The sequence below is a fragment of the Pseudomonas sp. REB1044 genome (assembly GCF_038813925.1).
In the GTDB taxonomy this organism is placed as follows: domain Bacteria; phylum Pseudomonadota; class Gammaproteobacteria; order Pseudomonadales; family Pseudomonadaceae; genus Aquipseudomonas; species Aquipseudomonas boreofloridensis.
The window spans coordinates 3,928,316-3,942,915 of sequence record NZ_CP046139.1 but is presented as its reverse complement, the minus strand read 5'-3'; the positions used below and the strand labels follow the sequence as shown (position 1 = coordinate 3,942,915).

Sequence of the window (14,600 nt, the reverse complement as noted above, 5' to 3'; positions counted from 1 at the left end):
CGATGATTCTGCGTACTCTCCGAAATAGACTCGGTCTGCTGGCCATGCCGCTGCTCGCCGCCTGCAGCGGCCACCAGACAGAGCGTCACGTGGTATACGAGAACACCGTTTACCACTGGCGAATCGAACATGTGGTCCAGCACAACTTTCCTGCGAGCACCCATCAGTATTATCAAGTATTCCTCAACGACCGGCCGCTGGTGCTACCGGCCAAGGCATTCAACGACGAGCGCAATATCGAGGTATTTCTGGCAGCAGGCGGCTTCGATATCGCCCACTGGCGCAACAAGTCGATCGTCGTGACGTTCGAGAATACTCAAGCTCGTGACGGGGAAACGATTCGCCTCATTCGTTCGGTGATGATCACGCCCGATTTGAATGAGCGCGATATCATTCTGACGGATCTGCTGACGCAGCAGGAAGTGGTAGTGGAGCGGGTCGAAGCAGATGCCCCACAGCCTTGAGGATGTACTAGACCCTTCGATACCAATCACAGGTACAAAAAAGCCACCTTTCGGTGGCTTCTTCATCAATCCCAGCTCAACGCCCCGCCGGTCTGATACTCGATCACGCGCGTCTCGAAGAAGTTCTTCTCCTTCTTCAAGTCCATGATCTCGCTCATCCATGGGAACGGGTTGGTGGTCCCTGGGTACTCTTCTTTAAGACCGATTTGAGTCAGACGACGGTTGGCAATGAACTTGAGGTAGTCCTCCATCATTGCCGCGTTCATGCCCAGCACACCGCGTGGCATGGTGTCGCGGGCATATTCGATCTCCAGCTGAGTCCCTTGCAGGATCATCTGGGTCGCTTCTTCCTTCATTGCCGCATCCCACAGGTGCGGGTTCTCGATCTTGATCTGGTTGATCACGTCGATACCGAAGTTCAGGTGCATCGACTCGTCGCGCAGGATGTACTGGAACTGCTCGGCGACGCCAGTCATCTTGTTGCGGCGACCCATGGAGAGGATCTGGGTGAAGCCGCAGTAGAAGAAGATGCCTTCCAGGACGCAGTAATAGGCGATCAGGTTGCGCAGCAGTTCCTTGTCGGTTTCGACGGTGCCGGTGTTGAATTCCGGATCGGAAATGGCGCGGGTGTACTTCAGGCCCCAGGCGGCTTTTTTCGCCACCGACGGAATCTCGTGGTACATGTTGAAGATCTCGCCTTCATCCATGCCCAGCGACTCGATGCAGTACTGGTAGGCATGGGTGTGGATCGCCTCTTCGAAGGCCTGGCGCAGGATGTACTGGCGGCATTCGGGGTTGGTGATCAGGCGGTAGACGGCCAGGGCCAGGTTGTTGGCGACCAGCGAGTCGGCGGTGGAGAAGAAGCCGAGGTTGCGCATGACGATGCGGCGCTCGTCTTCGGTCAGGCCGTCCATGCTCTTCCACAGTGCGATGTCGGCGGTCATGTTGACCTCTTGCGGCATCCAGTGGTTGGCGCAGCCATCGAGGTACTTCTGCCAGGCCCAGTCGTACTTGAAAGGCACGAGTTGGTTGAGGTCGGCGCGGCAGTTGATCATGCGCTTCTCGTCAACGGCGACGCGGGCCGACGAGCCTTCCAGCTCAGCCAGGCCCTCGGCGATGTCGAGGGCGTCGAGGGCGGCCTTGGCGCGCTTCACGGCCTCGGAATCGGCAGCGGTGGCGGCACGGGCTTCCAGGGCGGCGGCACCACCGGCGCTGTCCAGCTTGTCCAGGGTCGCGGCGGCGTGGGCCTGTGCGGGGGTGTTGCCTTTGGCGGCGACTTCGCCGTCATCTTCTTTGTCGAATTCGTCCCAGCTCAGCATGCTAAGTGCTCCTGCTTGAGGGCCATCTTTGGAGTATGGCCGGTGGATCTTGGTTGCGCTGCTTTGGTCCCGAAGGGGTACTACCGTGCACGCAAATCTGATTGCCCTTTGCGGGGCTGGCCCAGGCAATGGCGCCCAGGCTTATTGTGTTTGGCTGTGCGGCAGGCGACGGCAATGCCGGCCTCGTCGCGGGTAAACCCGCTGCCACAGGGTTCCGTGTGGTGACATGGAAAAAGAGGCTTCCCGGGGGAAGCCTCAGCCACGCCTTACTGGCAGGCTTCGCAATCCGGCTCGTCGATGGCGCAGGCCTTCGGCACTGGCGCAGGGCCTGCGGCCTGGACCGGGGCGCTGTCTCCGCCGCTGGAAACGGCGTTGAGCTTGCCGGTGTTGATGGTCGATTTCTCGGTGCTGGTGGCGGCCAGGGCACGGAGGTAGTAGGTGGTCTTCAGACCACGGTACCAGGCCATGCGGTAGGTCACGTCCAGCTTCTTGCCCGAGGCGCCGGCGATGTACAGGTTCAGCGACTGGGCCTGGTCGATCCACTTCTGGCGACGCGAGGCGGCATCGACGATCCACTTGGTGTCGACTTCGAAGGCCGTGGCGTACAGGTCTTTGAGCTCCTGCGGGATACGCTCGATCTGCTGCACCGAACCGTCGTAGTACTTCAGGTCGTTGATCATCACCGAGTCCCACAGGTCGCGGGCTTTCAGGTCGCGGACCAGGTACGGGTTGATCACGGTGAACTCGCCCGACAGGTTCGACTTGACGTACAGGTTCTGGTAGGTCGGTTCGATCGACTGCGATACGCCGGTGATGTTGGCGATGGTCGCGGTCGGTGCAATGGCCATGATGTTCGAGTTGCGGATGCCTTTCTTGACCCGATCGCGCACCGGAGCCCAGTCCAGGGACTCTTCCAGGTTGACGTCGATGTACTTGGCGCCACGGGCCTCGATCAGGATCTGCTGCGAGTCCAGCGGCAGGATACCTTGGGACCACAGGGAACCGTCGAAGGTCTGGTAGGCGCCGCGCTCGTCGGCCAGGTCACACGAGGCCTGGATGGCGTAGTAGCTGACTGCCTCCATGGACTTGTCGGCGAACTCGACGGCCGCGTCCGAGCCGTACGGGATGTGCTGCAGGTACAGCGCGTCCTGGAAGCCCATGATGCCCAGGCCGACCGGACGGTGCTTGAAGTTCGAGTTCTGCGCCTGGGGCACCGAGTAGTAGTTGATGTCGATCACGTTGTCGAGCATGCGCACGGCGGTCTTGACGGTACGCGCCAGTTTCGCGGTGTCCAGCTTGCCGTCGGCGATGTGGTTCGGCAGGTTGATAGAACCCAGGTTGCACACGGCGATTTCGTCGGCGTTGGTGTTCAGGGTGATCTCGGTGCACAGGTTCGAGCTGTGCACCACGCCCACGTGCTGCTGCGGCGAGCGCAGGTTGCACGGGTCCTTGAAGGTCAGCCAAGGGTGGCCGGTCTCGAACAGCATCGACAGCATCTTGCGCCACAGGTCTTTGGCCTGGACGGTTTTGAACACCTTGATCTTGTTGTACTCGGTCAGGGCTTCGTAGTACTCGTAGCGTTCTTCGAAGGCCTTGCCGGTCAGGTCGTGCAGGTCCGGCACTTCCGAAGGCGAGAACAGGGTCCATTTGCCGTCGTCGAAGACACGCTTCATGAACAGGTCCGGAATCCAGTTGGCGGTGTTCATGTCGTGGGTACGACGACGGTCGTCACCGGTGTTCTTGCGCAGCTCGAGGAATTCCTCGATATCCAGGTGCCAGGTTTCCAGGTAGGCGCAGACCGCGCCCTTGCGCTTGCCACCCTGGTTGACGGCCACGGCGGTGTCGTTGACCACCTTGAGGAAGGGCACGACGCCCTGCGACTTGCCGTTGGTGCCCTTGATGTACGAACCCAAAGCACGCACCGGGGTCCAGTCGTTGCCCAGGCCACCGGCGAATTTGGACAGCATGGCGTTGTCGTGGATGGCCTTGTAGATGCCCGACAGGTCGTCCGGAACGGTGGTCAGGTAGCAGCTCGACAGCTGCGGACGCAGGGTACCGGCGTTGAACAGGGTTGGGGTCGAGGCCATGTAGTCGAACGACGACAACAGGTTGTAGAACTCGATGGCACGGGCTTCGCGGTCTTTTTCCTGCAGCGCCAGGCCCATGGCCACGCGCATGAAGAACACCTGCGGCAGTTCGAAACGCACGCCATCCTTGTGGATGAAGTAACGGTCGTAGAGGGTCTGCAGGCCCAGGTAGGTGAACTGCTGGTCACGCTCGTGGTTGATGGCCTTGCCCAGGCGCTCCAGGTCGTAGCCCTTGAGAGCCGGGTCGAGCAGCTCGAACTCGACGCCTTTCGCGACGTAGGCTGGCAGGGCCTTGGCATACAGCTCGGCCATCTCGTGGTGGGTGGCGCTGTCGGCCACGCCGAGGAAGCCCAGGCCTTCGGCGCGCAGGGTGTCCATCAGCAGGCGGGCGGTGACGAACGAGTAGTTCGGCTCGCGCTCGACCAGGGTACGGGCGGTCATCACCAGGGCGGTGTTGACGTCCTTGAGGGCCACGCCGTCGTAGAGGTTCTTCAGGGTGTCGCGCTGGATCAGTTCGCCATCGACTTCGGCCAGGCCTTCGCAGGCTTCGCTGATAATGGTGTTCAGGCGCGCCATGTCCAGCGGCGCCAGGCTGCCGTCGGCCAGGGTGATGCGGATGCTCGGGTGCGGCTCGACCACCGAATCGGTATTGGCGCGAGTGGCACGTTCTTTGGCGCGCTGGTCACGGTAGATCACGTAGTCGCGGGCGACTTTCTGCTCGCCGGCGCGCATCAGGGCCAGTTCGACCTGATCCTGGATTTCTTCGATGTGGATGGTGCCACCCGACGGCATGCGACGCTTGAACGTGGCGGTGACCTGTTCGGTCAGGCGCGCGACGGTGTCGTGGATACGCGACGAAGCGGCGGCGGTGCCGCCTTCAACTGCGAGGAACGCCTTGGTGATGGCAACGGTGATCTTGTCGTCGGTGTAGGCCACGACAGTGCCGTTACGCTTGATCACGCGCAGTTGGCCCGGAGCGGTCGCAGCCAGATCCTGATTCGAATCGGTGGCCTGCGGCGCCTTGGCCTGCGGGTTCTCGCGAGTTGTGTCGGTGTGCATGGGTGGGTGTCTCCACAGTTTCTATAGTGTTCGGGCGCCTTGGGGGCGCCCACCGTTCCATCCAGTCAGTTAGCTCGGCCCGTGGGCGGACGGCACGCGAAGGTGCGTCGGCCGCTCGGGCTTACCGACTTCGGGACAGACTCAGGAATAAGGGCAATCGCTTGCCGCTCCCTGGCCGAAGTCAAAGATCCTGGGCGAGCCCAGGAACTGTTGCTGTCGGGTGTCAGGCCATGCCTGCAACACCCATACCCGAACAAGGCCACGGGGGCTTGCCTCGGTCGCGCCTGTGCAGGAGCGGTTTGGCTGCTGAAATCAGCGTAAGTTCCGGCAGAAAAATCGCTTGAGTTTCTGCGTTGACTTATGGTTGTGCTCAAGGTCGAAGCCACAACATGTAGTGGTTCGCCACGCTGGGGATACAAGATAATGCGGTATGGGGGGTATTGCAAGGCAGCGGGCTGTGGATATCTTGTGGGTACTTTGTGAGTGAATAGCCCACCGCCGCTGTAGGCCTAGTCGCTACAGGTCCGGACGTTTTTTTGCGCTTTCCGGGCCTGTGCAAGAAGCTGCCGAGTGGTTGGCAGTCCCCACGGCTGGACGTAGTATCCGAGGGCAACATGACCCTCTGTCGATACGTCAGGACGCCCCTGCCCACCACAACAAGAAGGGAGAAGGCGATGGATCAGCCCCTCCAGCGCATCCTCATCGTCGAGGACGATCAGCGTCTGGCCGACCTCACTGCCGAGTACTTGCAGGGTAATGGTTTCGAGGTGTCGGTCGAGCATGATGGCGCGCGGGCCGTGCGGCGTATCCTCGACAGCCAGCCCGATCTCGTGGTGCTCGACCTGATGCTGCCTGGCGAAGACGGTTTGAGCATTTGCCGAAAGGTCCGTGGCCAGTTCGCCAATCCCATCCTCATGCTGACCGCGCGCAGTGACGAACTCGATCAGGTCCAGGGCCTGGACCTGGGCGCCGACGATTACGTGTGCAAGCCCGTGCGCCCGCGTCTGCTGCTGGCGCGCATCAATGCGCTGCTGCGACGTAGCGACGCGCCTCTGGGCAAGGCCCACAGCCTGTGCTTCGGTGCGCTGCGCATCGACAACCGGGCGCGCGAGGCCTGGCTGGGCGAGCAGGCCATCGAGCTGACCGGCGCGGAGTTTGACCTGCTCTGGTTGCTGGCCAGCCATGCCGGTCGGGTGCTGTCGCGCGAGCAGATCTGCACGTCGCTGCGCGGCGTCGGTTATGACGGCCAGGACCGCTCCATCGATATCCGCATCTCCAAGATTCGCCCGAAGATCGGCGACGATCCTGTACAGCCGCGTCTGATCAAGACGCTACGCAGCAAGGGTTATCTGTTCGTCGGCGATCTCGGGCCATGAATTCGATCTTTCTGCGCATCTATGGCGGCATGTTGGCGGTGCTGGTATTGGTCGCCGTGCTCGGGATCCTGAGCCTGCAGCTGGTCAACCATGTGCGTGCCGCGCAGTACCGTGAGGATCTGGCGCAAGGCACCTTCAGTCTGATGGCGGACAACCTGGCGCTGCAGAGCGAGGTCGAGCGCAAGCGATCGCTGGTGATCTGGGAGCGGCTGCTCGGCGTGCCACTGGATTTGCTGGCGCTGTCCGCGCAACCCCTGGATGCCGGCCAGCGCAGCCGTCTGGCGCGTGGTCTGGTGGTGGTCGAAAAGACTGGGCCGCACGCGGCCAAGGTACTGCGCCAGTTGGCCCAGGAGGACCAGGTGCTGGCGGCGCAGGTCAAGCAGATCAGCGAGCAACTCGCCCGCGCGACGTTGTACCTGCTGGCCGACGAGCTGGTGCGCTACCCGGTGACCGAGCAGCCACAGCGCTTGGCGCAGATCCGTCAGAGCAAAGGATTTGGTTTCGACATCGGCTTGCAGCGCATCGAGCGCGCGGATCTGGACGACGATCAGCGACGGCGGGTGGAGGAGGGCGACACGGTGATGGCGTTGAGCCGCGACGGGGACGCCATCCGCGTGTTCTCTGGACTGTCCGGCTCGCCCTGGGTGCTGGAGATTGGACCACTCTACTCGTTCAAACCCTATCCACCGGCATTGCTGGTGTTGATCGCGGCAGTGGGTTTGTGCTTGATCGGTTTGGTGGTCTACCTGCTGGTGCGTCAGCTCGAGCGCCGCGTCTCGGGTCTCGAACTGGCGGCCTCGCACATCGCCCAGGGCAGCCTGCAGACGCGGGTGCCGGCCGGCGATGCCGACTCGGTCGGACGCCTGGCCGCAGCGTTCAACCGCATGGCCGAGCACCTGCAGCGCTCGCTGAGCATGCAGCGCGAGCTGGTGCGTGCGGTGTCACACGAATTGCGCACGCCGGTGGCACGCCTGCGTTTCGGCTTGGAGATGATCGAGGAGGCCGACACCGAACAGGCGCGGGCCAAGCACCTGGCGGGGATGGACAGCGACATCCAGGACTTGGACCGGCTGGTCGACGAGATGCTCACCTATGCCCGCCTGGAACAAGGCGCCCCGGCCCTTCATTTCGAACGCGTCGATGTACGGCAATTGCTGGACAGGATCGTGGCCGAGCTGGCCCCGTTGCGCGCGGATATCCGGGTGACGCAAGCTGAGGATCCAGACCGTGACGGCGCGCCACGTTGGGTCGAAGCCGAGCCGCGTTATCTGCACCGCGCGTTGCAGAATCTGGTGGGCAATGCGTTGCGCCACGCCGAGTCGCAGGTGCGCTTGAGTTACCAGCTCGACGCGCAGCGCTGTCGCATCGACGTGGAAGACGACGGGCCGGGCATTCCGGAGGGGTTCTGGGACCGCATCTTCACGCCGTTCACGCGCCTGGACGACAGCCGCACCCGCGCCTCGGGCGGTCACGGTCTGGGGCTGTCGATCGTGCGGCGGATCATCTATTGGCATGGTGGGCGGGCACTGGTTGGGCGCAGCGAAGGCCTGGGCGGCGCCTGCTTCAGCTTGAGCTGGCCTGCCCGGCAGCCGCGCCACTGAGGGTCAGGCGCTGACCAGACTGAGCAGATGGCCGTCCTGCACGCAGTACTGACCCGCCAGCTCGCGGCCGCTGCGCCATTCGGCCGACAGATCGGTGAGCAGGCGCAAGCGCGCGTGGCCGTCGGCGCTCCATTCGAGCAGCTCGGCGTGCTCGAAGTAAAAGCGCTTGAGCGTCAGCGGATAGAGCGCTTTGAACAAGCTTTCCTTGAGCGAAAAGGTCAGCGTCACGCTTAGGCCAATCTGCGCCGGATCCAGGCGCTGCAATTCGCTGGGGGTGAGGATTTCAGCGGCCAGGCGCTCGGCGCGCGCGTCGTCGAGCAGGCTTTCCTGATCGATGCCGATGCCCTGGCAGGCCGTGGCGGGCGCGACTACGGCGGCGGCCCAGCCCTGGCCGTGGGTGATGGAACCACGGATGTCCGCAGGCCATATGGGCGAGCGGTCCTCATGGGTGCCGGGCACGTGATCGCGACCGTCGAGGTGCTGAAGAGCCGCACGCGCACAGACGCGCCCGGCCAGGTACTCGGCCTGGCGCTTGGCCACCGAGCGTTGCAGGCTGGTGCTCTGGTCGATGCCGGCGCGCTGGAAGTCGTCGGCGGCCAGGCGTTGGGGATCGAAGGCGCAACTGACCAGCACCGCGCCGGGCACGGGCTGGGGCAGGGGCCAGTGGTGCTGGAGCGGGGCGCAGCAGGTAGGCAGTCTGTTCATGGGCGCTATTGTGCCATCTGCCGGGCCCGCCCCGCACGCCGGGCTGACCGCCTACTTGAAGGCCTGTTTGAAGAACGCCTGCATGTCCCGCCAGGAGCTTTCATCAGCAGCCTTGTCATAGCCGATGTCCGGCCCGCCATGCTCGCCATGGCTCAGGCGGTCGGCGTCGGGGTTGGTGAAGCCGTGCTTGGCACCGGGAATGCCGACGAACGTCATGTCGGCACCGGCAGCGGCCATTTCCTGCTTGAAAGCCTCCACCTGCTGCGGCGTGACCATGCTGTCGGCTTCGCCATGCTCGACCAGAATCTTGGCCCTGACCACGCCTGGCTGAGCGGGTGTCTGGGTGACCAGCGCGCCATGGAAGCTCACCACGCCATCGAGCTTCTCGCCACGGCGAGCGGCATCGAGCACCACCTTGCCGCCGAAGCAATAGCCCACCGCGCCCAGCTCATGTTTGTTGGTGTTGGGTTGCAGCTTGAGCAGCGCCAGGCCCGCGTCGAAGCGCCGCGCGGCCGCAGCCGGGTCCTTCAGCGCGGCGGCCATGAAGGCCTGGGCGTCCTGTGGGTGCTCGGTGTGCTTGCCGTCGCCATACATGTCGATGGCCAGGGCGTTGTAGCCCAACGCGGCAAGGTCGCGGGCGCGGCGCTTGGCGTAATCGTTCAGCCCCCACCATTCGTGCACCACGACGATGCCGGGGCGCTTGCCATCGAGGGCGTCGTCATAGGCGTAGTAGCCGATCAGGGGTGTGCCGTCGGCGTCCTGGTAGCGAATCTCGCGGGTCTGTACCGCCGCCTGGGCGAGGGCGGCGCTGCATGTCAGGGCCAGGGCAAGCAGGAAACGCATGGGGGATCTCCAGGTGCGGGTGCTGTTCACGTTCGGTTCGTTCAGCCGAGGTTCAGTCGGGGTTCAGGGGCGGTTCAGGCTGCCCTGCTTACTCTAGCCCTCACACCCACACAGCGCACCTCACTGGAGAAACAAAGCATGAAAGCACTCAATACCCTGATGGTCGCCATGGCTGTCTGCGCCTCCGGCTTCACCGCTACCTCCCAGGCCGACGACACGTTCGCCAGCGTCACCTACGGCCAGACCAGCGACAAGATTCGCAAGTCCGGCCTGCTGCAACGCAACACCGATCACCTGAACACTGATGGCATCATCAACAAGGACGGCACCTGGGGCCTGCGGGTAGGACAGATGAACGACCAGGGCCGCTACTACCTCACCTACGACAATGTCTCCGACAGCCACAGCGGCATCAAGCTGCGCCAGGAAAACCTGCTCGGCAGCTACGACCTGTTCCTGCCGATCACTGATACCGCCAAACTGTTCGGTGGTGCCAGCCTGGGCATGACCAAGATGACTCAGACCTCGTCCGGCTACAGTCGCGACACCAACTACGGCTACGCCGCCGGGCTGCAGGCCGGTGTGATCCAACAAGTGACCGACAACGCCTCGGTGGAGCTGGGCTACCGCTACCTGCGCACCAACGCCTCCACCGAACTTTCGCCCCATGGCGGTTACAAGCAAGGTGCTCTACGCCTGACCAGCAGCGCTCAAACCTACCTGGCCGCCACCTACAAGTTCTAACGCGACAGGCTCGAAGAACCGGCCGGGGCTCCCCCTGCCGGTTCGCTGTTATGCTGTGCCAGCCCGCCTTTGTTCAGGCGGTGCGAGAAAAAGGAGAATGACATGAAGTTGCTGGTGGTCGAGGATGAAGCGCTGCTGCGTCACCACCTGTACACGCGCCTGGGCGAAAGCGGACACGTGGTCCAAGCGGTCGGCGATGCAGAGGAGGCGCTGTACCAGGCCGGCCAGTACAACCACGATCTCGCCGTCATCGACCTTGGGCTGCCGGGCATGAGCGGCCTGGACCTGATCCGCCAACTGCGCAGCCAGGACAAGACTTTTCCCATCCTGATTCTCACTGCCCGCGGTAATTGGCAAGACAAGGTCGAAGGGCTGGCCGCGGGTGCCGACGACTACGTGGTCAAGCCTTTCCAGTTCGAGGAGCTGGAAGCCCGCCTGAACGCGCTGCTGCGCCGCTCCAGCGGTTTCACCCAGTCGACCATCGCCGCCGGGCCTTTGGTGCTGGACCTCAATCGCAAGCAGGCCACCCTCGACGAGCAGCCGCTGGCGCTGACTGCCTACGAATATCGCATCCTTGAATACCTCATGCGTCATCACCAGCAGGTGGTGGCCAAGGATCGTCTGATGGAACAGCTTTACCCGGACGACGAGGAGCGTGATCCGAACGTCATCGAGGTGCTGGTCGGCCGGCTGCGCCGCAAGCTCGAGGGCGACAACGGCTTCAAACCGATCGACACCGTTCGCGGCCTGGGCTACCTGTTCACCGAGCGCTGCCGATGATTCGTTCGCTGCGCGTGCGCCTGATGCTGGCCGCCGCCGTGCTGGCGCTGCTGTTCATGCTGGCGCTGCTGCCGGCCTTGCAGAAGGCCTTCAGCCTGGCCTTGCAGGAGTCGATCGAGCAGCGCCTGGCCTCGGACATCACCACGCTGATTTCTGCCGCGCGCGTCGAACACGGCCATTTGCAGATGCCCGATCTTCTGCCTGACGAGCGCTACAACCTGCCCAGCGTCGGCCTGCTCGGTTACATCTTCGACCGAGAAGGGCGTCTGGTGTGGCGTTCGCGTGCCACCACCGATCGACACATCAACTACCAGCCCCGCTATGACGGCCATGGCAACGAGTTCGCCCGAATCCGCCAGGATAATGGCGACGAATTTTTCGTCTATGACGTGGAAGTCAAGCTGCTCGGTGGTCGCAGCGCAGCATTCAGCATCGTCGCCCTGCAACCGGTGCGCGAGTACCAGCATACCCTCGACGGCCTGCGCGAAAAGCTCTACTTGGGCTTTGGCGCGGCCTTGCTGGCGCTGATGGTGTTGCTGTGGGCCGGCCTGACCTGGGGGCTGCGTTCACTGCGCAGGCTCAGCCACGAACTGGACGAGGTGGAGAGCGGCGCCCGCGAGGGCCTGAGTCGCGAGCATCCGCGCGAACTGCTGCGCCTGACCGGCTCGCTCAACCGGCTACTGCACAGCGAGCGCGAACAACGCCAGCGCTACCGCGATTCGCTGGACGACCTGGCGCACAGCTTGAAGACGCCGCTGGCGGTGTTGCAAGGCGTGGGCGAGAGCATGGGGCGCGGCAGTGGCGAGCGTGAACAGGCGCGCGTGCTGCAGAGCCAGATCGAACGCATGAGTCAGCAGATCGACTACCAATTGCAGCGCGCCAGCCTGCGCAAGAGTGGCCTGGTGCGACACCAGGTGCGCCTGGCGCCGGTGCTCGACAGCTTGTGCAGCACCTTGGACAAGGTGTATCGCGACAAGCGCGTGGCGGTGACACTGAACGTTGCTCCGCAGGCGCGCGTGCCGATCGAGGAGGGCGCCTTGCTCGAACTGCTCGGCAACTTGCTGGAGAACGCCTATCGCCTGTGCCTGGAGCAGGTGCGGGTGAGCTTCGAGACGTTGCCGGGTCAACAGGTGCTGTGCATCGAAGACGACGGCCCCGGTGTCCCGGCCGATCAACGTGAGCGGATTCTGCAGCGCGGTGAGCGCCTGGATCGCCAGCATCCAGGTCAGGGCATCGGCCTGGCGGTGGTCAAAGACATCATCGACAGCTTCGACGGGCGCCTGACGCTCGAGGATTCGCCGCTCGGCGGCGCTGCGTTCAGGATCACCTTCAACCAGGGATGATCTGCCCAGGTTGCGCCGGCCTTGGGCGGATTCCCGCCACTCAGGGTGTACGAATTTCGCCACAGGGCGGAATTCCGCCATATCCTACACGTCTCGTTGCCCTGTCCTTGGGCAGAAACTTCCCGTAAACACTCGTGTTGCACCCGGATCGGGCATTTTGGCATCAGCCTTGCTAAAGCTTTGTCAGAGATCTGCCCAGGCAGCTCTAACACAATGACAAATCCCTCCAGGTGCAGGAGGGTTCGCGCTTTAGGTGCCTCGCTCTGGGAAGGGTGAATCGGCACACTTGAGGAAGATCACGCCATGACGAAACGTCAGCCGCTGTACAAATCCCTGTATTTCCAGGTGATCGTTGCCATCACCATCGGTATTCTGCTCGGCCATTTCTATCCGGAAACCGGCGTCGCCCTCAAACCGCTGGGTGACGGCTTCGTCAAACTGATCAAGATGGTCATCGCTCCGATCATCTTCTGTACCGTGGTCAGCGGCATCGCCGGCATGCAGAGCATGAAGTCGGTTGGCAAGACCGGTGGCTACGCACTCCTGTACTTCGAAATCGTTTCCACCATCGCCCTGATCATCGGCCTGATCGTGGTCAACGTGGTCCAGCCTGGCGCCGGTATGCACGTCGACGTCAGTACCCTGAACGCCAGCAGCGTCGCGGCCTACGCCTCGGCCGGTGCGCAGCAGACCACCGTCGGCTTCCTGCTCAACGTGATCCCGGCCACCGTGGTCGGTGCCTTCGCCAACGGCGACATCCTGCAAGTGCTGATGTTCTCGGTGCTGTTCGGCTTCGCCCTGCACCGTCTGGGCAGCTACGGCAAACCGCTGCTGGAGATGATCGATCGCTTCGCCCACGTCATGTTCAACATCATCAACATGATCATGAAGCTGGCGCCGGTCGGTGCCTTCGGTGCCATGGCCTTCACCATCGGCCAGTATGGTGTCGGTTCGCTGGTGCAACTGGGCTACCTGATGGCCTGCTTCTACGTCACGTGCCTGTTGTTCGTGCTGGTGGTGCTGGGCGCCATCTGCCGCGCCCACGGCTTCAGCGTCCTCAAGCTGATCCGCTACATCCGTGAGGAACTGCTGATCGTGCTGGGTACTTCTTCGTCGGAGTCGGCCCTGCCACGCATGCTGACCAAGATGGAGCGCTTGGGCGCGAAGAAATCCGTTGTTGGCCTGGTGATCCCGACCGGCTACTCGTTCAACCTGGACGGCACCTCGATCTACCTGACCATGGCTGCGGTATTCATCGCCCAGGCCACCGACACCACCATGGACATCACTCACCAGATCACCCTGCTGCTGGTGCTGCTGGTCGCCTCCAAAGGGGCTGCGGGTGTCACCGGTTCGGGCTTCATCGTCCTGGCCGCCACCCTGTCGGCGGTCGGTCACCTGCCGGTTGCCGGCCTGGCGCTGATCCTCGGGATCGACCGCTTCATGTCCGAAGCCCGTGCGCTGACCAACCTGGTCGGTAACGCCGTTGCCACCGTAGTGGTCGCCAAGTGGGTCAAGGAGCTGGATACCGACAAGCTGCAGTCCGAGCTGGCCTCCGGTGGTTCGCCGTTGGTCGAGACCCGTCCGACCGACGACTTGGGCGTTGCCGAAGGTCCGGCCGTGCGTTGATCGTGGTGGTAGTGCGATAAAGGAAGGCGACCCTCGGGTCGCCTTTTTCATGTCCAGCGCGGCAGATGCTTACTCGACCCGGGTCTGTCCGCTGAAGACCAGCACTTGCCGACAGCGCCGACACAGGTAGCGGCGCCCCTGGCGTACCAGTGTGTGGCGCTGGGCGGTGAAGGCGAAGTCGCTGTCCGGGCAGGGGCAGCGATAGATGTAGCGCGTGGCCACGCGACGCTGCACTTCGTAGCGGTGGCAGCGATCGGGCGGCAGCTCGTAGACTCCGCGCATGATCAACTGCCATTCCTCGCCGTGGGCCTGGATGCGGTCGCCGAACAGCTGGTGAGCGATCAGGTGCGCCACTTCATGGGCCACGGTCTGGCGCAGGAAGTCGTCGTGGTTCTCGCGGTACAACTGCAGGTTGAAGCGCAGCAGGTTTTCATGCAGATGGGCGACGCCGGCCTTCTGCCCGCGCAGCTTGAAGCTGACCTGCGGGCGCGGGAAGGTGCGTTTGAAGAAGGTTTCGGCTTGCTGGTAACAGGCTTCGACGCGTTGCGTGAGCAGCTCGGGCATGGCGGGGCAATTCTCCTGGCTCGCCATTATGCCGCAAGCCATCGGCGGCCGACGAGCCGCCGGTCAGCCTCGGCATGGCGCTGCTG

The 14,600-nt window shown here is 63.3% G+C and carries 12 protein-coding genes; 7 read left to right on the top strand and 5 right to left on the bottom strand.

From position 1 onward, the window contains the following. Window positions 1-2: 2 nt before the first annotated feature. Window positions 3-464 (top strand): hypothetical protein, encoded by a 462-nt coding sequence (locus GKC70_RS17980; RefSeq protein WP_317872065.1) that lies wholly within the window; start codon window positions 3-5, stop codon window positions 462-464. A 65-nt stretch (window positions 465-529) separates the two neighbouring features. On the opposite strand, the gene GKC70_RS17975 is transcribed toward GKC70_RS17980, so the two are convergent. Together GKC70_RS17975 and GKC70_RS17970 are read right to left on the bottom strand one after the other, a co-directional pair. Next, a complete protein-coding gene (locus tag GKC70_RS17975; RefSeq protein WP_039576020.1) occupies window positions 530-1,783 on the bottom strand; it encodes a ribonucleotide-diphosphate reductase subunit beta in 1,254 nt (417 codons plus the stop codon). A gap of 266 nt (window positions 1,784-2,049) precedes the next feature. Beyond that, entirely contained in the window at window positions 2,050-4,929 is a 2,880-nt protein-coding gene (locus GKC70_RS17970; protein ID WP_039576021.1) for a ribonucleoside-diphosphate reductase subunit alpha, read from the bottom strand. A 674-nt stretch (window positions 4,930-5,603) separates the two neighbouring features. Between GKC70_RS17970 and GKC70_RS17965 the strand changes: the two genes are divergently transcribed. Both GKC70_RS17965 and GKC70_RS17960 read left to right on the top strand, forming a co-directional pair. Then, complete coding sequence (locus GKC70_RS17965) at window positions 5,604-6,305, top strand: response regulator transcription factor (RefSeq protein WP_342649467.1); 702 nt, start codon at window positions 5,604-5,606, stop codon at window positions 6,303-6,305. Next, window positions 6,302-7,906 (top strand): ATP-binding protein, encoded by a 1,605-nt coding sequence (locus GKC70_RS17960; RefSeq protein ID WP_342649466.1) that lies wholly within the window; start codon window positions 6,302-6,304, stop codon window positions 7,904-7,906. The genes GKC70_RS17965 and GKC70_RS17960 overlap by 4 nt, the downstream gene beginning before the upstream one ends. 3 nt (window positions 7,907-7,909) lie before the next feature. On the opposite strand, the gene GKC70_RS17955 is transcribed toward GKC70_RS17960, so the two are convergent. Together GKC70_RS17955 and GKC70_RS17950 are read right to left on the bottom strand one after the other, a co-directional pair. Continuing rightward, window positions 7,910-8,611, bottom strand: coding sequence for a 4'-phosphopantetheinyl transferase superfamily protein (locus tag GKC70_RS17955; protein WP_342649465.1), 702 nt, complete (start codon window positions 8,609-8,611; stop codon window positions 7,910-7,912). Between the two features lie 51 nt (window positions 8,612-8,662). Next, complete coding sequence (locus tag GKC70_RS17950) at window positions 8,663-9,454, bottom strand: dienelactone hydrolase family protein (RefSeq protein ID WP_342649464.1); 792 nt, start codon at window positions 9,452-9,454, stop codon at window positions 8,663-8,665. Between the two features lie 138 nt (window positions 9,455-9,592). Between GKC70_RS17950 and GKC70_RS17945 the strand changes: the two genes are divergently transcribed. The 4 genes from GKC70_RS17945 (at window position 9,593) to GKC70_RS17930 (ending at window position 13,950) form a co-directional block, all read left to right on the top strand. Then, the gene (locus tag GKC70_RS17945; RefSeq protein ID WP_342649463.1) at window positions 9,593-10,198 is read left to right on the top strand and encodes a hypothetical protein; all 606 of its coding nucleotides are present in this window, start codon (window positions 9,593-9,595) and stop codon (window positions 10,196-10,198) included. Between the two features lie 102 nt (window positions 10,199-10,300). Then, on the top strand, window positions 10,301-10,978 hold the full coding sequence (locus tag GKC70_RS17940; protein WP_342649462.1) for a response regulator: 678 nt from the start codon (window positions 10,301-10,303) through the stop codon (window positions 10,976-10,978). Further along, window positions 10,975-12,321, top strand: coding sequence for an ATP-binding protein (locus tag GKC70_RS17935; RefSeq protein ID WP_342649461.1), 1,347 nt, complete (start codon window positions 10,975-10,977; stop codon window positions 12,319-12,321). Before GKC70_RS17940 ends, GKC70_RS17935 begins: the two co-directional genes overlap by 4 nt. A gap of 303 nt (window positions 12,322-12,624) precedes the next feature. Then, on the top strand, window positions 12,625-13,950 hold the full coding sequence (locus GKC70_RS17930) for a dicarboxylate/amino acid:cation symporter (protein WP_342649460.1): 1,326 nt from the start codon (window positions 12,625-12,627) through the stop codon (window positions 13,948-13,950). 69 nt (window positions 13,951-14,019) lie between these two features. Here the strand turns inward: GKC70_RS17930 and GKC70_RS17925 are convergent, their stop codons facing one another. Next, window positions 14,020-14,514, bottom strand: a complete 495-nt coding sequence (locus tag GKC70_RS17925; RefSeq protein ID WP_342649459.1) for a SprT family zinc-dependent metalloprotease — start codon at window positions 14,512-14,514, stop codon at window positions 14,020-14,022. Between the last annotated feature and the right edge of the window lie 86 nt (window positions 14,515-14,600).

What these genes read in the sequence shown, in the direction of transcription:
- GKC70_RS17955 (WP_342649465.1), bottom strand. Translation starts at nt 8,611, where the DNA reads ATGAACAGACTGCCTACCTGCTGCGCCCCGCTCCAGCACCACTGGCCC.
- GKC70_RS17950 (WP_342649464.1), bottom strand. Translation starts at nt 9,454, where the DNA reads ATGCGTTTCCTGCTTGCCCTGGCCCTGACATGCAGCGCCGCCCTCGCC.
- GKC70_RS17930 (WP_342649460.1), top strand. Translation starts at nt 12,625, where the DNA reads ATGACGAAACGTCAGCCGCTGTACAAATCCCTGTATTTCCAGGTGATC.
- GKC70_RS17940 (WP_342649462.1), top strand. Translation starts at nt 10,301, where the DNA reads ATGAAGTTGCTGGTGGTCGAGGATGAAGCGCTGCTGCGTCACCACCTG.
- GKC70_RS17965 (WP_342649467.1), top strand. Translation starts at nt 5,604, where the DNA reads ATGGATCAGCCCCTCCAGCGCATCCTCATCGTCGAGGACGATCAGCGT.
- GKC70_RS17970 (WP_039576021.1), bottom strand. Translation starts at nt 4,929, where the DNA reads ATGCACACCGACACAACTCGCGAGAACCCGCAGGCCAAGGCGCCGCAG.
- GKC70_RS17945 (WP_342649463.1), top strand. Translation starts at nt 9,593, where the DNA reads ATGAAAGCACTCAATACCCTGATGGTCGCCATGGCTGTCTGCGCCTCC.
- GKC70_RS17925 (WP_342649459.1), bottom strand. Translation starts at nt 14,514, where the DNA reads ATGCCCGAGCTGCTCACGCAACGCGTCGAAGCCTGTTACCAGCAAGCC.
- GKC70_RS17975 (WP_039576020.1), bottom strand. Translation starts at nt 1,783, where the DNA reads ATGCTGAGCTGGGACGAATTCGACAAAGAAGATGACGGCGAAGTCGCC.
- GKC70_RS17960 (WP_342649466.1), top strand. Translation starts at nt 6,302, where the DNA reads ATGAATTCGATCTTTCTGCGCATCTATGGCGGCATGTTGGCGGTGCTG.
- GKC70_RS17980 (WP_317872065.1), top strand. Translation starts at nt 3, where the DNA reads ATGATTCTGCGTACTCTCCGAAATAGACTCGGTCTGCTGGCCATGCCG.
- GKC70_RS17935 (WP_342649461.1), top strand. Translation starts at nt 10,975, where the DNA reads ATGATTCGTTCGCTGCGCGTGCGCCTGATGCTGGCCGCCGCCGTGCTG.